The organism is Mycobacterium sp. 4858 (genome assembly GCF_900240975.1).
Classification (GTDB): domain Bacteria; phylum Actinomycetota; class Actinomycetes; order Mycobacteriales; family Mycobacteriaceae; genus Mycobacterium.
Window position 1 is genome coordinate 1,274,811 of sequence record NZ_LT968775.1, and the last position, 25,485, is coordinate 1,300,295.

Here is a 25,485-nt window from a genome sequence, read left to right on the forward strand (position 1 = left end):
GACCTGGTGCGGTGGGTTGGGCGGATACGCTCACCAGGCTGCTGCTCGGTACGCTGAAGGCATTGCCGCTCCGGGTCGATGGCGGCTCGAAGAGGCTTCGTTATGGAGGAGAAACATGACTGATCGCGTGTCGGCGGGGAACCTGCGCGTCGCCCGAGTGCTCTACGACTTCGTGAACAACGAGGCCCTGCCCGGCACCGATATCGACCCGGACAGCTTCTGGGCCGGAGTCGACAAAGTCGTCACCGACCTCACGCCGAAGAACCAGGAGCTGCTGAACCGCCGCGACGAGCTGCAGGCCCAGATCGACAAGTGGCACCGGCAGCGCGTGATCGAGCCCTTCGATGTCGACGCGTACCGGCAGTTCATCACCGACATCGGTTACCTGCTGCCCGAACCCGAGGACTTCACGATCACGACCTCGGGTGTCGACGACGAGATCACCACGACCGCGGGCCCGCAGCTGGTTGTGCCCGTGCTCAACGCCCGGTTCGCGCTGAACGCCGCCAACGCGCGCTGGGGCTCGCTGTACGACGCCCTGTACGGCACCGACGTCATCCCCGAGAGCGACGGCGCGGAGAAGGGCACCAGCTACAACAAGGTCCGCGGCGACAAGGTCATCGCCTATGCACGCAACTTCCTCGACCAGGCGGTGCCGCTGGAATCCGGATCCTGGGCCGACGCGACGGGGCTGTCCGTCGAGGACGGCCAGCTGACGATTGCGACGGCCGACGGGCCCGTCGGCCTGGCCAGCCCGGAGAAGTTCGCCGGCTACACCGGCGAGCTCGGCTCCCCCGACTGGTCGGTGCTGCTGGTCAATCACGGCCTGCACATCGAGGTCCTCGTCGACCCCGAATCGCCGGTCGGCAAGACCGACCGCGCCGGCATCAAGGACGTGGTCCTGGAATCGGCTATCACGACGATCATGGACTTCGAGGACTCGGTGGCCGCCGTCGACGCCGACGACAAGGTACTGGGCTACCGCAACTGGCTCGGGCTGAACAAGGGTGACCTGTCCGAGGAGGTCGACAAGGACGGCAAGTCCTTCACCCGCGTGCTGAACCAGGACCGCACCTACACCACGCCCGACGGCGAGGGCCAGCTGACGCTGCCGGGCCGCAGCCTGCTATTCGTCCGCAACGTCGGTCACCTGATGACCAACGACGCGATCGTCGATGCCGACGGTAACGAGGTGTTCGAGGGCATCATGGACGCGCTGTTCACCGGGCTGACCGCGATCCACGGCCTCAAGACCGGTGACGCCAACGGCCCGCTGACCAACAGCCGCACCGGGTCCATCTACATCGTCAAGCCCAAGATGCACGGACCCGACGAGGTCGCGTACACCTGCGAGCTGTTCAGCCGCGTCGAAGACGTCCTGGGCCTGCCGCAGGCCACCCTCAAGGTCGGCATCATGGACGAGGAGCGGCGCACCACCGTCAACCTCAAGGCCTGCATCAAAGCCGCCGCCGACCGGGTCGTGTTCATCAACACCGGCTTCCTGGACCGGACCGGCGACGAGATCCACACCTCGATGGAGGCCGGTCCGATGATCCGCAAGGGTGCGATGAAGAACACCACGTGGATCAAGGCCTACGAGGACGCCAACGTCGACATCGGTCTGGCCGCAGGGTTCAAGGGCAAGGCGCAGATCGGCAAGGGCATGTGGGCGATGACCGAGCTGATGGCCGACATGGTCGAGCAGAAGATCGGCCAGCCGAAGGCGGGCGCGACCACCGCGTGGGTGCCCTCGCCGACGGCCGCCACCCTGCACGCCATGCACTACCACTACGTCGACGTCGGAGCCGTGCAGGAGGAGCTGGCCGGCAAGAAGCGCACGACGATCGACGAGCTGCTGACCATTCCGCTGGCCAAGGAGCTGGCCTGGGCCCCCGAGGAGATCCGCGAAGAGGTCGACAACAACTGCCAGTCGATCCTCGGCTATGTGGTGCGCTGGGTCGCCCAGGGCGTCGGCTGCTCGAAGGTGCCCGACATCCACGACGTGGCGCTCATGGAAGACCGTGCCACGCTGCGGATCTCGAGCCAGCTGCTGGCCAACTGGCTGCGCCACGGGGTGATCACCGAAGAGGACGTGCGGGCCAGCCTGGAGCGGATGGCGCCGCTGGTGGACGCGCAGAACGCCAAGGATGCGGCGTACCTGCCGATGGCGCCCAACTTCGACGACAGCCTGGCGTTCCGGGCCGCGCAGGACCTGATCCTGACCGGGACGCAACAGCCCAACGGCTACACCGAGCCGATCCTGCACCGCCGCCGACGCGAAGCCAAGGCCCGCGCGGCGCAATCAAATTGAGCTCCCGCCTTAATCGGGCTCACCACGGATCGATGCCGCTGGTGACTAAGATCAGCGGCGGGTTGACAACAAGTCGGACGGATCAACGGAAAGGCGACGGGCACCACTATGGGTAGGCACAGTTTGCCCGACCCTGGGGACTCCGCCGACCAGCCGTACGACAGCGGCGAGACTGACGACCACCCGTACGCCGGCACCGACGACTACTCGGACGAGGGCCACTACCCGCGCGACGAGGAGTTGCCGTTCGACGCGGACGACTACTCGGCCGGCGACGAGCCCTACGCCGAGGACGCCTTCGAGGATGGGACCGCCGACGACTACCCGGAGTTTCCGCCGCGGCAGCCGGGCCCGGCGGCCTCTGAGCCGCCCGCCTCCTCGTCCTCGCTGTTCGGGCGCGGCCACCGGGGGCTCGGTGATTGGCGCGGCGGCCATCGCAGCGAGGGCGGGCGCCGCGGGGTGAGCATCGGCGTGATCGTGGCCCTCGTCGCCGTGGTCGTGGTGGTGGGCACCGTGATCCTGTGGACCTTCATCGGTGATGCCCTGTCCAATCGGTCGCACAAGGCGGCCGGACGCTGCGTGGGCGGCAAGGAGACAGTCGCCGTCATCGCCGACCCGTCCATCGCCGATTCCGTGCGGCAGTTCGCGGACAGCTACAACTCGTCGGCCGGTCCCGTCGGGGACCACTGCATGGAGGTCAGCGTCAAACCGGCGGGGTCCGACGCGGTGCTGAACGGGTTCATCGGCAAGTGGCCCGCCGAGTTGGGTGGGCAGCCGGCGTTGTGGATTCCGGGCAGTTCGGTGTCGGCGGCGCGGCTCGCCGGGGCCTCGGCGCAGAAGACCATCACCGACAGCCGCTCGCTGGTGACGTCGCCGGTGGTGTTGGCCGTCCGGCCGGAGCTCCAGCGGGCGCTCGGCAGCCAGACGTGGGCGGCGCTGCCCGGGCTGCAGACCAATCCGGCCGGGTTGGCCGGCGTGAACCTGCCGGCCTGGGGGTCGCTGCGGCTGGCCGTGCCGATGAACGGCAACGGCGACGCGGCGTTCTTGGCCGGCGAGGCGGTGGCTGCCGCGGCGGCCCCACCCGGCGCCCCGGCGACCCAGGGCACCGGCGCGGTGCGCGCCCTGCTGAGCGCGCAACCGAAGCTGGCAAACAACTCGCTGACCGAGGCGATGGATGCGCTGCTCGGACCCCCTGACGCGGCGACCGCGCCGGTACACGCGGTGATCACCACCGAGCAGCAGCTGTTCCAGCGCGGCCAGTCGCTGCCCGACGCCAAGGGCGCGTTGGCTTCCTGGCTACCGCCCGGGCCGGCGCCGGTCGCCGACTACCCCAGCGTGCTGCTCAGCGGCTCCTGGCTCACCCACGAGCAGACGTCGGCGGCCAGCGAGTTCGACCGCTTCATGCGCAAGCCCGACCAGCTCGCCAAGCTGGCAAAGGCCGGGTTCCGGGTCAACGGCGTCACACCGCCGAGCAGCCCGGTCACCACGTTCCCCGCACTGCCGGGGACGCTGTCGGTGGGCGACGACGCGATGCGCGCGACGCTGGCCGAGGCGATGGCCGCCCCGTCGAGCGGGCTCGCCGCGACCATCATGCTCGACCAGTCGATGCCCGGCCAGGAGGGCGGGAAGACCCGGCTGGCCAACGTGATTGCGGCGCTTCAGGACAAGATCAAGGCGCTGCCGCCCACCGCCATGGTGGGGTTGTGGACATTCGATGGCCACGAGGGGCGGTCCGAGGTGCCCGGCGGGCCGCTCGGCGACCCCGTCAATGGCCAGCCGCGCTCGGCGGCGCTGGTGGCTGCGTTGGACAAGCAGTACTCGTCGCCCGGCGGGGCGGTGTCGTTTACCACGCTGCGAATGATCTACCAGGATCTGCAGGCCAATTACCGCGCCGGCCAGACCAACTCGATCCTGGTCATCACGGCGGGCCCACACACCGACCAGACTTTGGACGGCCCCGGGTTGCAGGACTTCATCCGCAAGAGCGCGGACCCGGCCAAACCGATCGCGGTGAACGTCATCGACTTCGGCGGCGATCCGGACCGCGCCACCTGGGAGGCCGTCGCCCAGCTCAGCGGTGGCGGGTACCAGAACCTCGCCACGTCCGCGTCCCCCGACCTCGCCGCGGCCCTCAACGCGTTCCTGAGCTGAGGCGCGGGTTACCCGCGCGGGAGGGACCGTAGGCGAACTTCGCGGCGGGGTCTTCACGGGCGCGACGGCAACTTGGCGCTAGGCTCGATCGAGGTTGATTCCACGGCCGACGCGATGGGGAGCAGTGCGAAGGTTCCGGAGCTGAGCGCCCTCCGGTCCATCCTGGGGGCGCCCTGATGACGCGCAGATCCGTGAAGACTGCAGGGGTGGCGCTGCGAAAGGATGATCCACGACCGCAATGACGAATCTGACTACTGGCCAGGGGCTTCCGGACGTGGTCGTCACCGGGATCGCCATGACCACCGCACTCGCCACCGACGCCGAGACCACCTGGAAGTTGCTGCTCGACTGCCAAAGCGGGATCCGCGAGCTCGATGACCCGTTCGTGGAGGAGTTCGATCTGCCGGTTCGCATCGGCGGGCACCTGCTGGAGGAGTTCGATAGCGAGCTCAACCCGGCCGAGCTGCGCCGCACGGGATACCTGTCCAGAATGTCCGCCGTCGTCAACCGGCGGGCGTGGGACAGCGCCGGCTCCCCGGAGGTCGACCCCAACCGCCTGCTGGTGTCGGTAGGCACCGGATTCGGTTCCGGCGAGGAGCTGGTGTTCACCCGCGACACCCTGCGCGCCCGGGGCGTCAAAGCGGTGTCGCCGCTGGCCGTCAGTAAGTACATGCCCGACGCCGCCGCCCAGGCGGTGGGGCTGGAGCGGCACGCCAGGGCCGGCGTGATGACACCGGTGTCGGCGTGCGCGTCCGGTTCGGAGGCGATCGCGCGGGCCTGGCAGGCGATGGTGTTCGGCGAGGCCGACGTCGCAATCTGCGGTGGCGTCGAGACCCGGATCGAGGCGGTGCCCATCGCCGCCTTCGCCAACATGCGGATCGTGATGTCGACGAACAACGCGAATCCGGCCGGCGCATGCCGCCCCTTCGACAAAGACCGCGACGGTTTCGTCTTCGGCGAAGCCGGCGCTCTGATGGTGCTCGAGACCGAGGAGCACGCCAAGGCCCGCGGGGCGCGCATCCTGGCCCGGTTGATGGGCGCCGGCGTGACGTCCGACGGTTACCACATGGTCGCGCCGGACCCGAGCGGGAACCGCGCCGGACAGGCGATGACCCGCGCCATCCAGCTCGCCGGTCTCACACCCGGCGACATCGACCACGTCAACGCGCACGCCACCGGTACGCAGATCGGCGACCTCGCCGAGGGCAAGGCGATCAACAACGCGCTGGGCAGCAACAAGCCGCCGGTGTACGCCCCCAAATCCGCCCTCGGGCACTCCGTCGGCGCTGTCGGCGCGGTGGAGTCGATACTGACCGTGCTGGCGCTGCGCGACCAGATCGTCCCGCCGACGCTGAACCTGGAAAACCTGGACCCGGAGATCGATCTGGACGTGGTGTCGGGTAATCCGCGGCGGGGCAGCTATCAGTACGCCATCAACAATTCGTTCGGGTTCGGCGGGCACAACGTCGCCCTGGCCTTCGGCAGGTACTGAAACGTCACCGGCTCGGTGTTGTCACCCGTCGGGCCTAGCATCATGAGCGCTACCGAAGGAGCGCCATGAGCATCGATTTCACCCCCGATCCCAAGCTCTATCCGTTCCGGTCGCGCTGGTTCGACAGCTCGCGGGGACGCATGCACTACATCGACGAAGGTGACGGCCCGCCCATCCTGCTGTGCCACGGCAACCCGACGTGGAGCTTCCTGTATCGCAACATCGTCATCGCGCTGCGTGACCGCTTCCGTTGCATCGCACCGGATTACCTCGGCTTCGGGCTCTCCGATCGGCCCTCGGGGTTCGGCTACAAGATCGACGAGCACGCCCGGGTGGTGGGCGAGTTCGTCGATCAGCTAAGCCTGGACGACTTCGTGACCATGGGCCAGGACTGGGGCGGTCCCATCAGCATGGCGGTCGCGGTGGAGCGCGCCGACCGCGTCCGCGGCGTCGTCCTGGGCAACACCTGGTTCTGGCCCACGGACGAATTCACGACCAAGATGTTCAGCCGGGTAATGTCCAGTCCCCCAATGCAATACGCGATCCTGCGGCACAACTTCTTCGTCGAGCGCCTGATCCCGGCCGGCGCCCAACACCGCCCCAGCGATGCGGTGATGCAACATTACCGGGCGGTGCAGCCCGGCCCCGACGCCCGCCGGGGGGTCGCGGAGATGCCCAAGCAGATCCTGGCCGCCGGTCCCCTGCTGGCGCGGCTCGCCCGGGAAGTGCCGGCCAGGCTCGGCGCCAAGCCCGCCTTGTTCGTCTGGGGGATGAAGGACTTCGCGTTCCGTCCCGGCCCGACCCTGCCGCGCATGCGGGCGACCTTCCCGGACCATGTGCTGGTCGAGCTGCCCAACGCCAAGCACTTCATCCAGGAGGATGCGCCGGAGCAGATCGCCGCGGCGATCATCGACCGCTTCGGCTGACCCGCCCGCGCGGGATTCAGGCGAAGGCCTCCACCGGCGGGCACGAGCAGACCAGATTGCGGTCGCCGTAGGCGCCGTCGATGCGTCGCACCGGCGGCCACACCTTGGGCCGGAAGTTCTTGCCGAGCGGGTAGGCGGCCTCTTCGCGCGTGTACGCGTGCTGCCAGTCGCCGACCAGCAGGCACTCGGCGGTGTGCGGCGCTCCCCGCAACGGATTGTCCTCCACGGGCCACTCCCCCGCGCCGACCCGGTCGATCTCGCCGCGGATGGCGATCATGGCCGCGCAGAAGGCGTCGACCTCGGTCAGGGTCTCGCTCTCGGTGGGCTCCACCATCAGCGTGCCGGCCACCGGGAAACTCATCGTGGGGGCGTGAAAACCATAGTCCGCCAAGCGCTTTGCGACATCGTCGACGGTCACTCCGGTGGACTTGGTGATCGGCCGCAGATCCAGGATGCATTCGTGGGCGACCATGCCGTTCTCCCCGGTGTAGAGCACCGGGAAGTACTCGTCGAGCCGGCGGGCGATGTAGTTGGCCGACGCGATCGCGGTCAGCGATGCGGCGCGCAGGCCGCTAGCAGCTCCGCCGCCCATCATCCTGATGTAGGCCCAGCTGATCGGCAGGATCGAGGCGGACCCGTAGGGCGCCGAGGACACCGGATGCCCCTGCGGCAACTCGGGGGCGTGCGGGTGGCCGGGCAGGAAAGGCGCCAGGTGCGCACGCACCGCCACGGGACCCACCCCCGGCCCGCCGCCGCCGTGCGGGATGCAGAACGTCTTGTGCAGGTTCAGGTGGCTGACGTCGCCGCCGAACTTGCCCGGCCGGGCCAGCCCGACCAGCGCGTTGAGGTTGGCGCCGTCGACATAGACCTGGCCCCCGGCGTCGTGGACGGCCGCGCAGATCTCGGTGATGTCGTGCTCGTAGACGCCGTGGGTGGACGGATAGGTGATCATCAGCGTCGACAACTCGTCCCCGTGCTGGGTGACCTTGGCGCGCAAATCATCCAGGTCGACATCGCCGTTGTCGTGGCAGGCGACCACCACCACCCGCATGCCGGCCAGCGCCGCCGACGCCGCGTTGGTGCCGTGCGCGCTGGACGGGATCAGGCAGATGTTGCGGTGCGGCTCACCCCGGCTGGCATGGTAGTCGTGAATGGCCAGCAGGCCGGCGTATTCGCCCTGCGAGCCGGCGTTGGGCTGCAGCGAGACGGCGTCGTAGCCGGTGATCTGCACCAGCCAGGTCTCCAGGTCGCTGATGAGCCGGCGCAGCCCCGGGGTGTCCGACGCCGGGGCGAACGGATGCTGGCGGGCGAACTCCGGCCAGGTGATGGGTTCCATCTCGGCGGCGGCGTTGAGCTTCATCGTGCACGAGCCGAGCGGAATCATGCTGCGGTCCAAGGCGATGTCTTTGTCCGCCAGGGTGCGCAGGTAGCGCATCATCGCCGTCTCGGTGCGGTATTGCGTGAACGCGGGATGGGTCAAGAAATCCGAGGTGCGGGTGGCGATGTCCACACCGGCCGGCTCACCGGCACTGACGCCGAAGGCCTCCAGCACCGCTGCCACGTGGGCGTCGGTGGTGGCCTCGTCGCACGCCACCGAGACGTGGTCGGCGTCGACGCGCCACAGGTTGATGCCGCGCGCCTTGGCGGCGGCCACCACCTCGTCGGCGCGCCCCGGCACCCGCGCCAGAACGGTGTCGAAGAACTCCTCGTGCACCATCGAGTCCCCCAGCGCCGCCGCGATGGTCTCGGCGTGGCCGTGCATCCGGCGGGCGATCCCGGTCAGTCCGTCGGCGCCGTGGTAGCTGGCGTACATGGCGGCCATCACCGCCAGCAGCACCTGCGCGGTGCAGATGTTGCTGGTCGCCTTGTCCCGGCGGATGTGCTGCTCGCGGGTCTGCAGCGCCAATCGGTAGGCCGGCATGCCGTCACTATCTACGGACACGCCGACCAGCCGGCCCGGCAGCTGGCGGGCGTGCTTGGAGTGCACCGACAGGTATCCGGCGTGCGGGCCGCCGAATCCCATTGGCACACCGAACCGTTGGGTGGTTCCGAACGCGACGTCGGCGCCGATCTCCCCCGGCGGTGTGATCAGTGTCAGCGCCAGCAGATCGGCGCCGATGGCGATCAGCGCGCCCCGCTCGTGCGCCGCCGCAACCAACGCCGACCAGTCGGTGATCCGGCCGCTGGCGCCGGGCAGCTGGGTGATGACGCCGAAGAATTCGCCGTCGGGCAGGCCGTCCCGCAGGTCGGCGGTGACGATCTCGATGCCCAGCGGCCGGGCCCGCGTGGCCAGCACGGCAGCCGTCTGGGCGAACAGGTCGGCGTCGACGGCGAGCCGGTTCGAGGTGCCACGGGTCGCGCGGTGCATCAGCGTCATGGCCTCGGCGGCCGCGGTGCCCTCATCGAGCATCGACGCGTTGGCGACCTCCAGCCCGGTCAGGTCGGCCACCATGGTCTGGAAATTCAGCAGCGCCTCCAGCCGGCCCTGGCTGATCTCGGGCTGATACGGCGTGTAGGCGGTGTACCACGCCGGGTTCTCCAGGATGTTGCGCACCAGCACCGGCGGGGTGAGCGTGTCGTAGTAGCCCTGCCCGATCATCGACACGGCCACCGTGTTGGCCTCGGCCAGCGCCCGCAACTCCGCCAGCGCCTCGGTTTCGGTGACGGCCGGCGGCAACTCGTCCAGGCCCGGCGCCACGCCGCTGTCGGTCAGCCTGTCGAGGATGCCCGCGGGGACGGCCTTGGCGGCAAGTTGGTCGAGCGAATCGACTCCGATGACGCGCAGCATGGCCGCGACGGCCTGGGCGTCCGGGCCTATGTGGCGGGCTGCGAAGGTGGTGTGGTCCGGCACGGGCGGTCTCCTGAAGTGGCGGCAGAGGCAGAGGACTAGCGGCCCTCTCCCTCTGTCTTCACCCGTTCGCCGGGCGCCTGAGAGATTCGGCGCCCGTTGGTGTCTGAGCGCCTTTCCCCATCGGCGGGTGCCGGACCCCCGGGGGGTCGGCACCGCTTTCCAGAGGCATCGTTTACCCGCGCGGTCCGGGTGCCTGAGAGGTTAGCGGAGAGGTGTTGCTCCTTCGGCGTCCGTGACTGGCCGCCACGGAACTCTCCCGCACGAGTGCGATGCGGGACCCAGTTTACCTGTCCGGGTCACGCGGACGCGTTCAGCCGATCTTGCGGTCGCGGTGCTTGCGCCGGGAGGCCAGCTCGTCCTCGGGCGCGGCGATCGACTCGCCGCCATCGGCCCGCTCGCCGGGGAAGTCGGCGATCACGCCGGTCAGCTCGCGCATGGCGCCGGATACGGCGATGCCGAACACGCCCTGCCCGCCCTGCAGCAGGTCGACGACCTCTTCGGCCGACGTGCATTCGTAAACCGTGGTGCCGTCGGAGAACAACGTGATGTTGGCCAGGTCCTGCACGCCGCGCTGGCGCAGATGATCGACCGCAACCCTGATGTTGTGCAGCGAGATCCCGGTGTCGAGCAGCCGCTTGACGATCTTGAGGACCAGGATGTCCTTGAACGAGTACAGCCGCTGGCTGCCCGAGCCCGCCGCGCTGCGGATGGACGGCACCACCAGCGAGGTGCGCGCCCAATAGTCCAGCTGGCGGTAGGTGATTCCGGCGATCTGGCAGGCGCTGGGCCCGCGGTATCCGACCAGCTCGTCGGGCACCGAGTCGTCGGGAAACAGCCCGGGCTGAACGGGCGCTTCCGGCACGGCGGTCGGGTGGTCAGCTAGGTCCAGCTGTTCTTGGCGTGGCTGCTCGCTCACGGTGCTTCCTCTCGCCGATCGCGCTTTCGTTTCCAGCTGCGTCACTGGCTGCGTCGCAGCCACGTTTGCTCAGGCCCGAGTGCTAGAGAGCTTACGCGCTTCGATAGCTACCGCGCCCTTTTAAGTCGTGATCAAAGTATGGCCGCCGCCGGGCCAAGTGAGGGCGCTATCCGCCAGGCGTGTCGACATCCCGGCGCTAGTTGAGACAGATCCGTGATGTCGATGTCCAGGGTAGTACGCGCAACGCGGCCACCCAAACCGCGCGCAAATCGGCCTCGAATCGCCCCGGAATCGCCGCGAATCGCCCCGAATCGCCTACGTGGCCTTGAAATCGTCGGGAGACACGCTGTCGAGAAACTCCTTGAACTTCTCCACCTCGTCCTCGCGGACGGCGGTGCCGCCCTCTTCGTCGGTCTCGTCGGGGATGAGCAGGCCGGCCTGGGCCAGCACGGCCTCCTCGACGTAGATCGGAACGCCGACACGCAACGCGATCGCCACCGAATCCGAGGGTCGCGCCGACACGGTGATGTTGCGATCGAAGACCAGGTCGGCGTAGAACGTGCCCTCCTGGAGGTCGACGATCCGCACCTCTTTCAGCGAATGGCCAAGCGCCGCAATAACATCCCTGATCAGATCGTGTGTCAGCGGGCGCGGCGGCTCGACCCCCTGCTGTTCGAGCGCGATCGCGGCAGCCTCCGATTGGCCGATCCAGATCGGCAGGTAACGGTCGCCGTCGGTCTCGCGCAGTAACAGGACCGGCTGGTTCTGCGGCTGCTCCACGCGAATGCCGACAACACGAACTTCGCCCATTTGTGTCTGCCCTCCGCATATGCTGCCGTGTCGGTTCTTGGCGCAACGACGACGCCGAATTCTCGCTATGCCGCCGAAAACCAAACTATCGACGAAGTCTAGTCCTCAGCGATGAAGAACGTCGCGAACGGCGGATTTGATCAGCGACGTGTGCAAGGTGATGGCCAACGCCGCGACCTCCCGAGCCAGATCGTCGGCGCGGTCACGGGCGCCGGCCTTGTCGGCTTTGACTACCGGCCCGGCGATTTGGGCGATCAGGTCCGATTGCCGGTCGGCTGCCGAGCGGAAAGCGCGCAGATGCCGCGGCTCCACGCCGTACTCGGACAGCGCCCGCGCGCATTGCAGGATGACGACGGCGTGTTCGTCGAAGAAGCCGCCCGGGCCGGTGGTGATCACCCCCGCCTTCAGCAGCGCCGTCAACAGGTCGTCGCCCACCCCGGAGCGCTCGAGCAGGTCTTCACGGCTCAGCCGAATGCTCGAAGGCGCCACCGCGGCCGTGTCGGACCCGGGCCGGTCGCCCGCCTCGGCATCGGCCTCCCCGACTCCCGCCACGGACACCAGGCGCGGCGCGGCGTACGCGGATCCGAAGGGCGGCAGCTCGCCGTCGGGCTGGGCGTCCAATTGCGCCCGGATGACCTTGAGCGGTAGGTAGTGATCGCGCTGCGCGGTCAGGATGAAACGCAACCGGGCGCAGTCGTATGCGGTGAATCTCCGATAGCCAGACGCGGCGCGCTGCGGCGTCACCAGTCCCTCGGCCTCCAAGAACCGAATCTTGGAGATCGTGACATCGGGAAAGTCCGGTCTCAACAATTCCAGGACCGTCCCGATCGACATCCCGGCCAGCGCCGGGCTATCGGGCGCGCTCACTAGCCTCCGGATCCTCCGTCCTCACCCTGCTTGGGCCCGGTCAAAAACACCAAGCGGAACTTGCCGATCTGCACCTCGTCGCCGTTGGCGAGCACCGCCGAGTCCACGGGCTCCCGGTTGACGTACGTGCCGTTAAGGCTACCGACATCGACCACGTTGAATTCGTTGTTTTCCAACCTGAATTCGGCGTGGCGTCGGCTGACGGTGACGTCGTCGAGGAAGATGTCGCTGTCGGGGTGCCGACCGGCCGACGTGATGGGCTGGTCGAGCAAGAAGCGCGACCCGGCGTTCGGTCCCCGCTTGACGACCAGCAGTGCCGAGCCCGCCGGGAGGCCTTCCACCCCGGATACCGCACTCTCGGTGCCCGCCTGCGCGGGTGCGTCCAGTTCGTTGAGGAAGTCGGCGCGGAAGACCGAGGTCGTTTCCACCGTGACTTCGTCAGAGGTCTGGTCGTTGTCCATGTCCGTCACGCGCTGCTCCTCACTGGCCGCTGTGGCGTTGTCTGACCGGGCCGCTCGGCCGGCTGCTCACTAGGTTTGTTCGCCCGGTACTGCCGATTACCGAGACCGGGGCCTTCAAGTGTCGATGTGTCGACGGTACCGCGCATAGGTCTGCAATGTGCCCCCCACCCGACGATCGGAAGACCGATTTCCCGCCTTTCCCCCGCCGGCCCGCCGCGCCGCTCGCGTCGCCGCGCGGGGCTGGCAGGCACCTTAGCAACCGTCATTCGGTCAACGTTCCGCGGTAGGCCTCGGCGTCCAGCAGCGACGAAATGGCCGACTCCAATGCGGCGGTGTCGGCCACCTGGACGTCCACCAGCCACCCGGCCCCGTACGGGTCGGAGTTAACCAGCTGCGGACTGCCCTCCAGGTCGGCGTTCACCGCGGACACCGTGCCCGATACCGGGGCGTACAGATCCGACACCGATTTCGTCGACTCGACCTCACCGAACGACTCACCCGCGGTCAGTTCGGTGCCGACCTCGGGCAGCTGAACGAAGACCACATCGCCCAGCGCCGACTGGGCGAAGTCGGTGATCCCGACCCGCGCCGTGTCCTGACCGCTTCGGCGAACCCACTCGTGTTCGGCGGTGTAGTGCAGGTCGGGTGGGATGTCGCTCACGAGTAGTCCTGTTCTGTTGGCGAATTGCTCACTTGACGGGCTGAGCGTATTGGTGCGGTTTTGGTTGTCGCAAGGTGGTCACGTCCACCCGGTCGGCCTGCCGGACCGACATCCGCGCGCCGACACGCTTGATGCTGTCCTCGGCGCCGCCCGGTATGTTCATCGCCGCGGCCAGGGTGGGTGGATCCCCAATCGCCAGAATTGAATACGGCGGCGACAGCGTCTTGTTGTCGACGGTCAGCGAGCCAGGCATACCCACTACCCAGGTATCGACACCTACCCGCACCGACTGATGCGCGTCGTTGACCTCGATGGCCTCCGCGCCGGCGGCACGCAGTTCGTTGATGACGTCGAGCATGACCTCCGGGGCGACGCCGGGCCCGGGATCGTCGATCGTGATGGTGACGCCCGGCCCGGTGGCCCCCACGGCACCGGCCAAGATGGACAGCGCCGCCAGCCTGGCCTGCGCGGCCGCAATGGCGGCCTGGTCGTTGTTGCCGGACGCCTGCAGGGAATTCAGCGTGTTCTGCAATTCGCTGACTTCGGCGTTGAGGGTGGCCTCCCGCTGCCGCAACGAATCCAGCAACACCAGCAAGTCCGCCGGGCGCGCCGTGTCCAGCGAATCGCCCGACTCGTTCTGGCGGACCTGCGTGACGATGGCGATGCCCAACAGCAGGCACAACATGACCGCCAACGTTCCGAACGCCATCCGCGAGCGGCCGCCGCGGAAAAGCCCTGAAAATCCGGTGCGGCGCACCGGCCCGATCTCCGGGCGGGGGCTCTTCGTCGGCAGTTCGTGACGTCCGTGCTGGGTGCGGCCCGCTGCTTCAGGTGTTTCGGCGGCGTCGTCTGCCGGGTCCTGGCTCACGCCGGCCTCATCCCCGTCATGGCGCCACTCCTCTCCCCCGCGATCGGGTGGGGGTCCCTCCTTCTGGGGGCGTACCCCCACGTCGCTTCTCTCTGCATCGTCGTCGGCTCGGTCACGCCCCGAACAGCCGGCGCCGCAGCGCCGCGGCGTTGCCGAAGATGCGGATTCCCAACACCACGATGATGGCCGTGGACAACTGCGTGCCGACTCCGAGTTGGTCGCCGACGTACACGATCAGGGCTGCCACGAAAACGTTGAAAACGAACGAGATCACGAAGACTTTGGGATCGAAGATCCGCTCCAGATAGGCGCGCAACCCGCCGAACACCGCGTCGAGCGCCGCGACCACCGCGATGGGCAGGTACGGCTGGACGACCTCGGGCACGGCGGGGTGGAAAACCAGGCCGAGCACGATGCCGATCGCCAGCGCCGCGATACCGATCATGCTCGATGTCCCATCCGCGACTCGCACAGGGGGTGCTGGCTGCCGAGGACTATTCTCACTGTGGCCCAATCTGTTTGGCGAACTTGACATCCCGGATCGATCCGGCGGGAAGCGTCATCCCGTCGGCGGTGTCGACCGTGACGACGACACTGTAGGAGGCCTCGAGCAGCTTGAGGCGCTGCCTGCCGGAGCTTTGGTCGAAGACGTCCCGCATCGCCCGTGGCGGTCCCACCGCCAGGATCGTGTATGGGCTGCTGGTGGGGTTGTTGTCGACCAGGATTGCCCCGCCGGCCTGCCGGATGGTCGCGTCGGGCCCGATGCGCACGCCCCCGACCGAAATCGCCTCGGCGCCGCTGGCCCACAACGAGTTGACCACCAGCTGCAGATCCCGATCCAGGATGATCTGCCTGCTGCCGCTGATTCGCTGCTTGGACACGTCGGAAAGGTTCGGGCCGGCGCCCGGATCGGTCACGGTCACCTTGAGGCCCGGGCCGATCACCGCCGTGCTGGCCGCAGCCAGCCCCAGCGCATCGAGGCGGGCCAGCAGCCGCTGCCCTTCGGCGTCGTCGGCCAGCGCCCGGCGCTGCACGTTGTCCACTCGCGACGACAGCTCGCTGCGCCGCTGGGCCAGTTTTGCCGCCGAATTCTCCGCCGAACGCACATTGCCCAGCAGCAGCTGTTGCGCGGAGCGCACGCCGGGGGCGACCGAGCGGGCCTGCACGACCGCCGCGGCGAAGACGGTGGCGATCAACAGCGCCGCCAATGCCTGCCACAGCCAGCTCGCGGCGCGCTGACGCGCCCCGCCCTGGTGGTCGGCGGCGCTGCGCTTGGCGGCGGCCGCGGCGTAACCGGGATCCAGGTGTTCGGACAGCAGGGCGCGCAACAGGGAGGGCACCGGGATCAGCTGCGGCCGCGAGGCCACATGCGCGCTGCGGCCGGCGTTCGGGTCGTAGCCGCCGAGCAGGCGGTCACCGTCAGCCACTTTCGACCGCCCTGGGCGCGGCGGGCCCGCGGGGGCCGTGTCTGAGCCGGGGCATCCGGCGCACCACCAACGTCATCTGCACCACGTACAGCGCGAACGACCAGAGGTAGGCGTACATGCCCCAGATCAGGAACGCCCAGCCGCAGGCCCCGACGACCCGGCTCCACAGCGCGTCCCACGTCCCGAGCAGCACCAGCGGAAAACCGGACATCAACGCGAACGTGGCGGCCTTCCCGATGTAGGTCACCGGCAGCGCGGACAGGCCGCGGCTCCACAGCAGCGGCAGCGTCGCGGCCAGCAGCCCATCGCGCGCCAGCAGGATGGCGACGAACCACCACGGCACGATCCCGCTCCACGCCATCACGACGGGAACGCCGACCATGTACAGGCGGTCGACCGCCGGGTCGAGCAGGACACCCAGCCGCGATGACTGGTCGAGCAGCCGGGCGATCTTGCCGTCGGCCCAGTCGGACGCGCCGCTGAACATCAGGATCCCAACCGCCCAGCCGTTGGCGTGCGCGACCAGCAGGGCGTAGGCGAAGACACCGATGAGCACCAGGCGAATGGCGCTCAGCGCGTTGGGCACCGTCAGCACCCGGTTGGGCGGAAGCGCCGGCTCCATAAGCCGTGACCTTAGTCGAATGCCGACTGGGCGGCTGGACGCACACTCGGCGCCCGAGCCACCCTCCGGACTAGCGGAAGACGCCGGGCAGGCTCAGCGTCGACAGCGTGTCATCCGACAGCGGGTTGTCGTTGACCATGTAGGTCCACGTCGACGTCGGCCGGGCCAGCTTGGAAAGATCCAGCCCCTGTTCCTCTTCCAGGACGTTGGCGGTCTCGAATGTCTGCTGCGCGGCCTCGATCGCGTCGGCGGCCAGCGACGCGAACGCGTCGACCGCCAACCGGTGGAACTCGTCCAGCGGGTTCTGCCGCCCCAGTGCCCGCAGGTGGATGCTCTCCCGGATGTCGGCCAGGTACGCCAGGTGGTCGGCCCAGCCGCGGTCGAGGTGATACAGCATGATCTGCCTGCAGATGGTCTCGAGCCGATCTTCGGGGATGTCCCCAGCCAGCTCCTTGTACCGCTTGGGCGCCAGTTCGGCGAGCTCCTCGCGCGCGGTTGGGGTGCGCAGCAACGTGTTTCGTCGATCGACGATGATGGCGCGCTGTTGGGCGATGAGCTGGTTGTAACGCCAGGTGTTGGCGTGCACGTCCAGCATCCGGCCCTCGGCGACGCGCTGGGCGTGGTCGAGCAGCCCGGCCGCCTTGGGGCTGACGATCCGGCCATCCTCGTCGGTCTCCATGGGCAGCTTGTTGTGGTCGAGGTTGGCCGCCACGACGTCGTCTTCCCAACTCGAGAAGAACACCGACGACCCCGGGTCGCCCTGGCGACCGGCGCGCCCGCGCAACTGGTTGTCCAGTCGCTCGGTGTGGTGCCGGCCGGTACCCACCACGTGCAGCCCGCCGAGCTCGGCGACCCTGTCGTGGTCGGCCTCGTCGGAGCCCCCGAGCCGAATGTCGGTGCCCCGCCCCGCCATCTGCGTCGACACGGTGACCACACCGAACTTGCCGGCCTCGGCGATGACCTCGGCCTCCTCGGCGTCGTTCTTCGCGTTGAGCACCACCGCGGGCACGCCGCGGCGCAGCAGCCGCTCGTGCAGTTCCTCCGATTCGGCCACGTCGCGGGTGCCGACCAGCACCGGCTGCCCGGTCTCGTGCACCTCGGCGATGTGCGCGACGATCGCGTCGTTCTTGGCCGCGGCCGTGATGTAGACGCGGTCGGACTCGTCCTCGCGAACGTTGGGCTCATTCGGCGGGATTGGGGACACGCCGAGCTTGTAGAACTGGCGCAGCTGTTCTCCGGCGGCCAGCGCGGTGCCGGTCATGCCGCACACGGTTTCGTAGCGGTTGATCAGCGCCTGCACCGTGATCGTGTCGAGCACTTCGCCGGTTTCGGTGGTCTCGATCCCCTCCTTCGCCTCGACGGCGGCCTGCAGGCCGTCCGGCCAGCGCTGCAGTTGGGCGATCCGGCCGCGGGCGGCGTTGATCAGGTGCACCGCGTCGTCCCGGACGATGTAGTGCACGTCGCGCTGCAACAGCACGTGCGCGTGCAGGGCGACGTTCACCTCCGTCAGGGTCGTGCCGACGTGCTCCTCGGAGTAGAGGTCGATGCCGCCGAGCGCCTTCTCCACTTTGCGGGCGCCGACGTCGGTCAAATGGACGTTGCGGCTGTCGGAGTCGGTGTCGTAGTCGGTCCCGGCCTCCAACTCGCCGACCAGCTTGATGATCTCCAGCCGTGGCGTCTCCCGGTGCGTCGTGCCCGCCAGCACCAGCGGCACCAACGCCTCGTCGACCAGCACCGAGTCGGCCTCGTCGATCAGCGCCACGTCGGGATTGGGCGACACCAGGTCGTCGACGTCGACCACGAGTTGGTCGCGCAGCACGTCGAAGCCGATCTCGTTGACCGAGGCGTAGGTGACGTCGCAGCCGTAGGCGGCGCGGCGCTCCTCGCTGGTCGATTCGGCGGTGATCCAGCCGACCGTCAACCCCATCGCCTCGATCAGCGGGCCCATCCACTCCGCGTCGCGGCGGGCCAGGTAGTCGTTGATGGTCACCACGTGGACGTGCCGCCCGGCCAGCGCGTAGCCGGCCGCCGCGATCGCCCCGGAGAGCGTCTTGCCCTCACCGGTGGCCATTTCGATGACGTCGCCCGCGAGCATGCGCAGCGCCCCGAGCAGCTGCACGTCAAACGGACGTAGGGCCGTCGATCGCTCGGCCGCCTCCCGGGCGATGGCGAGGAACTGCGGGATGTCCTCGGACTCGGCGAGGTCGTCGAGGTTGAGCAGCCCGGCGGCCTTGCGCAGCTGCTCGTCGGTGAGGCCTGCGGCTTCCTCGTCGTATTCGGACGAGTCGGTGACCTGGCCGAGGGATCGGCTGCGGTTCTTCTCGGTGCTGGCGCCGAGCAGTCGCCAAAAACGGCTGCTCAGGCGGCCGGGTTGTGGGCGGGTGGTCTTTGACACAGGTCAACGGTACGCGACCCGCCAGCGTGCGTGTCCGTACGCGACACGCGGTTCACGCCAGGTTGGAGCGGCGGGGATACGCCACGTTGGGGTCGGTGAGGACGTTGACGACGGCGGGCAGGCCGCTGCCGAAGGCGCGTTCCAGCGCGGGCCGCAGCTCGGCCGGGGCGGAGACCAGCTCGCCGTGGCCGCCGAGGGCGCGCACCACCTCGTCGTAGCGGGTTCCCGGGCGCAGTTCGGCCACCACCGAATAGCCGTACAACGCCTCCATCGGGTGCTTCTCCAGCCCCCAGATTCCGTTGTTGCCGATCACCGAGACGACGGGCACGTTGTGCCGTACCAGGGTGTCCCACTCCATGCCACTGAAGCCGAACGCGCCGTCACCCTGCAGCAGGACGACCTGACGGTCCGGCCGGGCCAGCTTGGCGGCCAGGGCGTAGCCGGGGCCCGAGCCGAGGCACCCGAAGGGGCCGCTGTCCAGCCAGCAGCCGGGTAGGTAGCTGTCGATCACCCGTCCGGCGTAGGAGCCGAAATCGCCCCCGTCGATGACGACGATGGCGTCGCGGTCCAGCATCGGGGCGAGCTCCGCGTACACCCGCATGGGATGCAGCGGGATGCGATCGTCGGCGAGCTCCGTCTTCTCCTTGCCGCGCGCCGCGGTCTCGGCCGTCCGTAGCTCGTCGATCCAGCCCCGGTGATCGGTCCCGCCGCCGGCGGCCAGTGCCGCCAGCGTCGACAACAGGTCCCCGTAGAGCTCGGCTTCGACCGGCCGGGGATGTTTGCGCTCGGGTTCGGCCCGGTCCACCACGATGAGCCGGGTTTGCGGCCCGAACACGGCGCCGAAGCCGAGCCGGAAGTCCATGGGCACCCCGACGATCAGCGCAACATCGGCCTCGCCCAACGCTTTTCCGCGCACCCGGGAGAACGCCAGCGGATGATCGGCGGGCACCGCGCCGCGGGCCATCCCGTTCATCAACACCGGGATCTGCAGTTCCTCGGCGAGACGCAGCAGGGCCGCCTCCCCGCGTCCCCACCAGACGTTGGTGCCGGCCATGATCACCGGCCGCTTCGCCGTGGACAGCAGACCGGCGGCGCGGCCGAGCGAGTCGCCGTCGGGGGGCGGCCCCGGCGGCAGGTCGGCGAGGGCGCCGGGGCCGCCGTGATCCTCGGACATCGAAAACACGTGGTCCATGGGGAAGTCGACGAAGCCGACGCCCGACGGGGCGCCGACCGCCGCCCGCAACGCCTCGTCGACGAGCCGCCCCGCATCCTCGGCCGACTGCGCCGTGGCGGCGAAGCGGGCCAGCGGCGCCACGAACGGCACGTGGTCGATCTCCTGCAGCGAGCCCATGCCCCACCGCCCCGCGGGCGCTCGCCCGCCCAGCACGACGAGCGGCGACTGGTTCTGCTGCGCGGCCGCCATCGCGCTCATCCCGTTGGTGACGCCCGGCCCGGCGGTGAGCGCGGCGACACCGGGAACCCGCGTCACTTTCGACCAGCCCTCGGCGGCGAAGGCCGCGGTCTGCTCATGCCGGGTGTCGATCAGCCGCACGCCCTCCGCTCGGCAGCCGTCGTAGAGCGAGAACAGGTGGCCGCCGGACAACGTGAACACGGTGTCGACACCGCTGGCCCGCAGGCGCCGCGCGATGAGCCGGCCGGCGTGCAATGTTTGAGTGGGGATGGCGTCGGTGCTCATAACCGCAGCCTATCCAGATCCTTCGGGTACCTTCGCCGGAGGATTTCAAGTTCCAGCAGAGTCCATCAGCGCGACCGTGAGGAGACAGCGACCATGGGCCCAAAGCCGTTCAAGCCCTCGATCGACTGGTCGACGGCCACCATCGATTCCTTGCGGTGGGTGGCCATCGCATGGCTCGTCAGCGCGGTGGTGCTCTTCATCGTGCTGGTCGCCTTCAGGTACCTCACGCCGTGGGGCCGGCAGTTCTGGCGGATCACCCGCGGGTACTTCGTCGGGGCCCACAGCGTGCGCGTGTGGCTGATGCTGGGCGTGCTGTTGCTGTCGGTACTCCTGTCGGTGCGGCTCATGGTGTTGCTCAGCTACCAGGGCAACGACCTGTACACCGCGGTTCAGAAGGCGGTGCAGGGTCTCGCCGCCGACGACGACGCGGTCAAACAGTCCGGGATTCACGGCTTCTGGATGTCGATCGCGATCTTCAGCGTGCTGGCGGTCCTGTACGTCGTCCGGTTCATGATCGACATCTACCTGACGCAGCGGTTCATCATCGCCTGGCGCATGTGGCTGACGGCGAATCTCACCGACGACTGGCTCGCCGGGCGGGCCTACTACCGCGACCTGTTCATCGACCACACCATCGACAACCCCGACCAGCGCATCCAGCAGGACATCGACATCTTCACCGCCAATGCGGGCGGCACCCCGAACATCCCGTCCAACGGCACCGGCAGCACCTTGCTGTTCGGGGCCGTCAACGCCGTGGCCTCGGTGATTTCCTTCGCCGCGATTCTGTGGAACCTGTCCGGAAATCTCACCGTGCTCGGCGTTGACCTGCCACGCGCGATGTTCTGGACGGTGCTGGTTTACGTGCTGGTCGCCACGGTGGTGGCGATCTGGTTGGGCCATCCCCTGATTCGGCTCAGCTTCGACAACGAGAGGCTCAACGCCGCGTTCCGGTACGCCCTGGTGCGATTGCGTGACGCTGCGGAGGCCGTGGGTTTCTACCGCGGCGAGCGCGTGGAGCGGACGCAGCTGTGGCGGCGCTTCACCCCGATCATCGACAACTACCGCAAGTTCGTCCGCCGAACCATCATCTTCAACGGATGGAACTGGTCGGTCTCGCAGGCGATCGTGCCGTTGCCGTGGGTGATTCAGGCGCCGCGGCTGTTCGCCGGCCGGATCGATTTCGGCGACGTGGGTCAAAGCGCGACCGCCTTTGGCAATATTCAGGATTCGCTGTCGTTCTTCCGCAACAACTACGACGCCTTCGCCGCCTTCCGGGCGTCGATCATCCGGTTGCACGGCCTCGTCGATGCCAACGAGAAGGGGCGCGCGCTGCCGACCATACTGGTCAAGCCGAGCGAAGAGACCGCCGTCGAGCTTCGCGACCTCGAGGTGCGCACCCCGGCCGGTGACCGGCTGATCGACCCGCTGGATGTGCAACTCGCCGAAGGGGATTCGCTGGTGATCACCGGTCGCTCCGGCGCCGGCAAGACCACGCTGCTGCGCAGTCTGGCTGAGTTGTGGCCGTACGCCTCCGGCACCCTGTGCCGCCCGGACGGCGACAACGCGACGATGTTCCTGTCGCAGTTGCCCTACGTGCCGCTGGGCAGCCTGCGCACCGTGGTCTGCTACCCGAATTCCCCGGACGGCATCTCCGATGACGAACTGCGGGAGGTACTCACCAAAGTCGCCCTGGCGCCACTGCTCGACCGGCTCGACGAAGAGCGGGACTGGGCCAAGGTGCTTTCACCCGGCGAGCAGCAACGTGTCGCCTTCGCGCGCATCCTGCTGACCAAACCCAAGGCGGTATTCCTCGACGAGGCCACCTCGGCGCTCGACGAGGGGCTGGAATTCGCGCTGTACCAACTCCTGCGGACCGAATTGCCGGACTGCGTGGTGGTCAGCGTCAGTCATCGGCCCACGGTCGAACAGCACCACGAACAAGAGCTGCAGTTGCTCGGCGGCGGCCCGTGGCGGCTTGGCCCCGTGGAGGAAAAGAAGGAACCCGCCCCGGTCTAACAGCTGCCGGCCGCGTGCGCTCCGGCGCCGGGTCGTCACGCGCCTACGCGCCCCCGGCCCTGCCGGCCGCGTGCGCTCCGGCGCCGGGTCGTCACGCGCCTACGCGCCCCCGGCCCTGCCGGCCGCGTGCGCTCCGGCGCGGCGGCCGAAGAACGATCCCTCCCCCAGCTGCGTCCCGCTGGCGTAGCCCTTGCCGTCCTGGGCGATGTTCGACGCGCAGGCCCCGGCCGCATACAAGCCCGGCACCACAGCACCGTCCTGACGCAACACCTCGCCATCCACGGACGTGGCGAGCCCACCAATGGTGAAACCGGCGTACATCGCCTTCCCCAGTGACATGTCGAACGCGCCCCAGGGCCCCTGGTCTTGCGCGGCAAGGAATTCGGGCTGTTTGTGGAAGTCGGGGTCCTCGCCGCGGGCGGCGTTGGCGTTGTAACGGTCCAGCGTCGCTATCAGGTTGCCCTCCGGAATGCCAAGCGCGGCTTCCATTTCCGTGACGGTCTCCCATCCGTCGATCAGCGGGACCAGCGGCATCTTGGGGTGCTCCAGGTGCGCCTCGTCGACGATGAGGAACGCCGCGCTGTCCGGCTGGTCCATGATGAACCCGGAAGTCCTCGAGTGGTACGAATCCTCGGCGACGAAGCGCCGTCCGAGCTTGTTGACGATGATTCCCGTCAACAGGATCGACGGCGGGTAAGGCGGGGCCGTGATGAAGATCTGGTCCATGTGTTCGGTGGCGCCGCCCGCCGAGACGCCCATGCGGATGCCCAGGCCGTCGTCGTAGGTATTGCCCAGCACGAACGGTTTCTCGGCCAGCTTCGGGGTGTACTCGGCCACCATCTCCGGGTTCATCACGAACCCGCCCGCAGCGATGATCACCGACTTTGCCTTGACCGCACCGGTTTCGGAGAACTGCTTCCACATGACACCGCTCACCGCGCCGGAACCGTCGACGATGAGCTCGGTGGCGCCCGTCTCGTACCGGATCTGCACGCCCAGGCTCGCGGCGCGCTTGAGCAGCAGGTCGATCACCATGCTGGCGCCGCCGGTGTCGCCGGGCACCGGCACCTTGTGGCCGCGCGGCGCCGGCACCGCCTTCTCCAGGAACGGCCACACCTTCTCGTTGCCGGTGAACATCAGGCCCTCGGTGTTGGGCTGAATGACCGCCTTGCCCGGGAAGTAACTGCGCTCGAATTGAAAACCCAACTCTTCCAGCCAGTTGAAATGCTCGACGCTGCCCTCGCAGTAGGCGCGGATCTTGTCGTGGTCGGGCTGGCGGGACACGGCGACCAGGTAGTTGTACATCTCCTCGGGCGAGTCGGGGTGACCGGTCGCCTCCTGAACCGCCGTTCCGCCACCGAGGTAGAAGTGGCCCCCGGCAAGCGACGTGGTGCCGCCCGCCGCCGCGGCGCGCTCCAGCACCAGCACCCGCGCCCCGGCCGCCGCAGCACTGACGGCGGCGCATCCGCCCGCGATGCCGAAGCCGACCACGACCACGTCGACGTCATCGGACCACGACGTGACGTCGTCCGCGCTGACCGTTGTCGGTATCTCGGTGCTCATTTGCGCCACTCCTCTTCATCACTGCGTTCTGCATCGTCGCCGGCGCGGCTCACCGCTGCTCCTGTTTGATGTAGTCGTAGAACGCCCTCATCTCGGGCGCAATGTAGGCGATCTCCACGAACGGCACCGCCGCCTGCGGCGCCGATACGTAACCGAACTGGATCCCGCCGGGCATCACACCTTGCTGCACCACTTTCGCCCCGAATCGCGCCGACTCTGCCAACGCGGCCTCGAACTGCTCGGGGCTTTCCACCTCCATGCAGATGTGGTGCAGGCCGGGCCCGGATTCGCGCAGAAAGTCACTATAGATGTTCTCGCCACGGACCGGTTGGATCAGCTCCAGCTGCATGTCGCCGAGGTAGCTCAGTGAGATGCTGGCGACGAAATCGGCCGGCTTGCCTCGGTAGCTGCAGGAGTCCGGAGCAAAGTGTACGTCGGGGATCCGGACCCACTTGCGCACGCCTAACATGCCGGTGAGCGCGGTTTCCGTGGCGGCAAGGTCGGTGGTGACCCACGCGATCTGCGTCGGCGATTGAACGGGAAGGGTCATCGTCTCGCAGGATAGTCCAGTGGCTCGGCCCCCAGGAAGGCCCGCGGCAACTTTGCCGTGACGAGCCGCCGCGGTCACACCGGAGCCGGGTGAACATGTTCTATTTCGCGCCCCGCGCAACCGTCAATGTCGGGCCAACATGTCGACCAGCAGCCGAAGCTGGGCGTCGAAAACCGCCTCCGGGTCGGTCACGGTGTCGGCGCCGTATTGGCCGAACACCTCGAGGCTGATCGCACCCAACACGCCCGCCCAGAGCAGGAAGCACTTAGCGACGACCTCGTCATCGCCGGGAAACCCGAATTCCTGGCGGATCCGGTCGAAGTCCGACGACATGGGTTGGGGCGCAACGGCATCGGTGAGCCGGATGTCGCCGGTGGCAATCCCCGACGCCACGGCGTCGAAGAAGGCGGCCACCACTCTGGTCCCCACGGCGACGGTGCGCTCGGGCGGAGCGTGATACCCGGGCACGGGGCTGCCGTACAGCAGAGCCCAGCGGGCCGGGTGCGCGACGGCCCATCGCCGCGCCGCCCGGGAAATAGCCACGACATCGTCACTCCAGAGATCCCCGACAGCCTCGCGGGCACGGTCGACGGAGTCGGCAAGGTCCGTATAGGCGTCGACCAGCAGCAGGGTCAGCAGTTCGTCCCGGCTGGACACGTACCGGTACACGGCCGACGACACCATGCCGAGGTCCCGGGCGATCGCGCGCACGGACAACCCGGCCGCGCCGCGGTCGACCAACTGCTGGCGGCCCAGCTGGATGATGCGGGCCTCGATTTGCTCCCGCGTTTCCTGGCGTTTGCCCACACGGCCAGTCTGGCACAACCGAGATCACTGCTCTTGCTTTCTGCGCAGGATTGTGGCATCGTGCGCGTTCTAGAGAGCACTGCTCTCTTTTT

At 68.4% G+C, this 25,485-nt stretch carries 20 protein-coding genes and 2 riboswitches; of the genes, 5 read left to right on the top strand and 15 right to left on the bottom strand.

Going from position 1 to position 25,485, the window contains the following annotated elements; genetic code table 11:
* Nucleotides 1-115 precede the first annotated feature (115 nt).
* The 4 genes from C1737_RS06015 to C1737_RS06030 all read left to right on the top strand — a co-directional run bounded on the left by C1737_RS06015 (nucleotide 116) and on the right by C1737_RS06030 (nucleotide 6,880).
* Nucleotides 116-2,311, top strand: a complete 2,196-nt coding sequence (locus C1737_RS06015; protein WP_102417501.1) for a malate synthase G — start codon at nucleotides 116-118, stop codon at nucleotides 2,309-2,311.
* A 108-nt stretch (nucleotides 2,312-2,419) separates the two neighbouring features.
* Complete coding sequence (locus C1737_RS06020) at nucleotides 2,420-4,462, top strand: substrate-binding domain-containing protein (RefSeq protein ID WP_102417502.1); 2,043 nt, start codon at nucleotides 2,420-2,422, stop codon at nucleotides 4,460-4,462.
* Nucleotides 4,463-4,700: 238 nt separating this feature from the next.
* Nucleotides 4,701-5,954 carry a 3-oxoacyl-ACP synthase KasB gene (gene kasB, locus C1737_RS06025; protein WP_102417503.1) on the top strand — a complete coding sequence of 418 codons (1,254 nt, stop codon included), beginning with the start codon at nucleotides 4,701-4,703 and terminating at the stop codon, nucleotides 5,952-5,954.
* A gap of 65 nt (nucleotides 5,955-6,019) precedes the next feature.
* Complete coding sequence (locus C1737_RS06030) at nucleotides 6,020-6,880, top strand: haloalkane dehalogenase (RefSeq protein ID WP_102417504.1); 861 nt, start codon at nucleotides 6,020-6,022, stop codon at nucleotides 6,878-6,880.
* A gap of 16 nt (nucleotides 6,881-6,896) precedes the next feature.
* On the opposite strand, the gene gcvP is transcribed toward C1737_RS06030, so the two are convergent.
* From gcvP to C1737_RS06090, 12 genes are all read right to left on the bottom strand, one after another.
* On the bottom strand, nucleotides 6,897-9,731 hold the full coding sequence (gcvP, locus tag C1737_RS06035) for an aminomethyl-transferring glycine dehydrogenase (protein ID WP_067921512.1): 2,835 nt from the start codon (nucleotides 9,729-9,731) through the stop codon (nucleotides 6,897-6,899).
* 42 nt (nucleotides 9,732-9,773) lie between these two features.
* A riboswitch (glycine riboswitch) is annotated at nucleotides 9,774-9,900 on the bottom strand.
* 2 nt (nucleotides 9,901-9,902) lie between these two features.
* Nucleotides 9,903-10,000, bottom strand: a riboswitch (glycine riboswitch).
* A 41-nt stretch (nucleotides 10,001-10,041) separates the two neighbouring features.
* Nucleotides 10,042-10,647 (bottom strand): MerR family transcriptional regulator, encoded by a 606-nt coding sequence (locus tag C1737_RS06040; protein ID WP_067921510.1) that lies wholly within the window; start codon nucleotides 10,645-10,647, stop codon nucleotides 10,042-10,044.
* Between the two features lie 315 nt (nucleotides 10,648-10,962).
* Entirely contained in the window at nucleotides 10,963-11,457 is a 495-nt protein-coding gene (locus C1737_RS06045; RefSeq protein ID WP_046184273.1) for a bifunctional nuclease family protein, read from the bottom strand.
* 105 nt (nucleotides 11,458-11,562) lie between these two features.
* Entirely contained in the window at nucleotides 11,563-12,324 is a 762-nt protein-coding gene (locus C1737_RS06050; protein ID WP_102417506.1) for a MerR family transcriptional regulator, read from the bottom strand.
* Nucleotides 12,324-12,785 (bottom strand): glycogen accumulation regulator GarA, encoded by a 462-nt coding sequence (garA, locus tag C1737_RS06055; protein WP_276038948.1) that lies wholly within the window; start codon nucleotides 12,783-12,785, stop codon nucleotides 12,324-12,326. The genes C1737_RS06050 and garA overlap by 1 nt, the downstream gene beginning before the upstream one ends.
* A gap of 262 nt (nucleotides 12,786-13,047) precedes the next feature.
* Nucleotides 13,048-13,446, bottom strand: a complete 399-nt coding sequence (gene gcvH / locus C1737_RS06060; protein WP_067921506.1) for a glycine cleavage system protein GcvH — start codon at nucleotides 13,444-13,446, stop codon at nucleotides 13,048-13,050.
* A gap of 28 nt (nucleotides 13,447-13,474) precedes the next feature.
* Nucleotides 13,475-14,314 (bottom strand): DUF881 domain-containing protein, encoded by an 840-nt coding sequence (locus C1737_RS06065; RefSeq protein ID WP_067921504.1) that lies wholly within the window; start codon nucleotides 14,312-14,314, stop codon nucleotides 13,475-13,477.
* A gap of 112 nt (nucleotides 14,315-14,426) precedes the next feature.
* Complete coding sequence (locus C1737_RS06070) at nucleotides 14,427-14,759, bottom strand: small basic family protein (protein WP_007170008.1); 333 nt, start codon at nucleotides 14,757-14,759, stop codon at nucleotides 14,427-14,429.
* A 55-nt stretch (nucleotides 14,760-14,814) separates the two neighbouring features.
* Nucleotides 14,815-15,741 carry a DUF881 domain-containing protein gene (locus tag C1737_RS06075; RefSeq protein ID WP_102417507.1) on the bottom strand — a complete coding sequence of 309 codons (927 nt, stop codon included), beginning with the start codon at nucleotides 15,739-15,741 and terminating at the stop codon, nucleotides 14,815-14,817.
* On the bottom strand, nucleotides 15,734-16,363 hold the full coding sequence (locus tag C1737_RS06080; RefSeq protein ID WP_102417508.1) for a CDP-alcohol phosphatidyltransferase family protein: 630 nt from the start codon (nucleotides 16,361-16,363) through the stop codon (nucleotides 15,734-15,736). The genes C1737_RS06075 and C1737_RS06080 overlap by 8 nt, the downstream gene beginning before the upstream one ends.
* Nucleotides 16,364-16,433: 70 nt before the next feature.
* Entirely contained in the window at nucleotides 16,434-18,758 is a 2,325-nt protein-coding gene (gene secA2, locus C1737_RS06085; protein ID WP_102417509.1) for an accessory Sec system translocase SecA2, read from the bottom strand.
* 52 nt (nucleotides 18,759-18,810) lie between these two features.
* On the bottom strand, nucleotides 18,811-20,454 hold the full coding sequence (locus C1737_RS06090; protein ID WP_068098574.1) for an acetolactate synthase: 1,644 nt from the start codon (nucleotides 20,452-20,454) through the stop codon (nucleotides 18,811-18,813).
* Nucleotides 20,455-20,547: 93 nt separating this feature from the next.
* Between C1737_RS06090 and C1737_RS06095 the strand changes: the two genes are divergently transcribed.
* Nucleotides 20,548-22,473 (top strand): ABC transporter ATP-binding protein/permease, encoded by a 1,926-nt coding sequence (locus C1737_RS06095; protein WP_068098573.1) that lies wholly within the window; start codon nucleotides 20,548-20,550, stop codon nucleotides 22,471-22,473.
* Between the two features lie 99 nt (nucleotides 22,474-22,572).
* Here C1737_RS06095 and C1737_RS06100 read toward each other — a convergent pair whose 3' ends face one another.
* The 3 genes from C1737_RS06100 to C1737_RS06110 all read right to left on the bottom strand — a co-directional run bounded on the left by C1737_RS06100 (nucleotide 22,573) and on the right by C1737_RS06110 (nucleotide 25,393).
* Nucleotides 22,573-24,036 carry an FAD-binding protein gene (locus C1737_RS06100; RefSeq protein ID WP_102417510.1) on the bottom strand — a complete coding sequence of 488 codons (1,464 nt, stop codon included), beginning with the start codon at nucleotides 24,034-24,036 and terminating at the stop codon, nucleotides 22,573-22,575.
* A gap of 49 nt (nucleotides 24,037-24,085) precedes the next feature.
* The gene (locus tag C1737_RS06105; RefSeq protein WP_102417511.1) at nucleotides 24,086-24,586 is read right to left on the bottom strand and encodes a VOC family protein; all 501 of its coding nucleotides are present in this window, start codon (nucleotides 24,584-24,586) and stop codon (nucleotides 24,086-24,088) included.
* 123 nt (nucleotides 24,587-24,709) lie between these two features.
* Nucleotides 24,710-25,393, bottom strand: a complete 684-nt coding sequence (locus tag C1737_RS06110; protein WP_197509067.1) for a TetR/AcrR family transcriptional regulator — start codon at nucleotides 25,391-25,393, stop codon at nucleotides 24,710-24,712.
* Between the last annotated feature and the right edge of the window lie 92 nt (nucleotides 25,394-25,485).

Bases quoted from the DNA above. Each gene is read 5' to 3' on its own strand.
- C1737_RS06105 (WP_102417511.1), bottom strand. From the start codon at position 24,586: ATGACCCTTCCCGTTCAATCGCCGACGCAGATCGCGTGGGTCACCACC.
- C1737_RS06080 (WP_102417508.1), bottom strand. From the start codon at position 16,363: ATGGAGCCGGCGCTTCCGCCCAACCGGGTGCTGACGGTGCCCAACGCG.
- C1737_RS06020 (WP_102417502.1), top strand. From the start codon at position 2,420: ATGGGTAGGCACAGTTTGCCCGACCCTGGGGACTCCGCCGACCAGCCG.
- garA (WP_276038948.1), bottom strand. From the start codon at position 12,785: ATGGACAACGACCAGACCTCTGACGAAGTCACGGTGGAAACGACCTCG.
- C1737_RS06095 (WP_068098573.1), top strand. From the start codon at position 20,548: ATGGGCCCAAAGCCGTTCAAGCCCTCGATCGACTGGTCGACGGCCACC.
- C1737_RS06045 (WP_046184273.1), bottom strand. From the start codon at position 11,457: ATGGGCGAAGTTCGTGTTGTCGGCATTCGCGTGGAGCAGCCGCAGAAC.
- C1737_RS06015 (WP_102417501.1), top strand. From the start codon at position 116: ATGACTGATCGCGTGTCGGCGGGGAACCTGCGCGTCGCCCGAGTGCTC.
- kasB (WP_102417503.1), top strand. From the start codon at position 4,701: ATGACGAATCTGACTACTGGCCAGGGGCTTCCGGACGTGGTCGTCACC.
- C1737_RS06070 (WP_007170008.1), bottom strand. From the start codon at position 14,759: ATGATCGGTATCGCGGCGCTGGCGATCGGCATCGTGCTCGGCCTGGTT.
- C1737_RS06090 (WP_068098574.1), bottom strand. From the start codon at position 20,454: ATGAGCACCGACGCCATCCCCACTCAAACATTGCACGCCGGCCGGCTC.
- C1737_RS06100 (WP_102417510.1), bottom strand. From the start codon at position 24,036: ATGAGCACCGAGATACCGACAACGGTCAGCGCGGACGACGTCACGTCG.
- C1737_RS06030 (WP_102417504.1), top strand. From the start codon at position 6,020: ATGAGCATCGATTTCACCCCCGATCCCAAGCTCTATCCGTTCCGGTCG.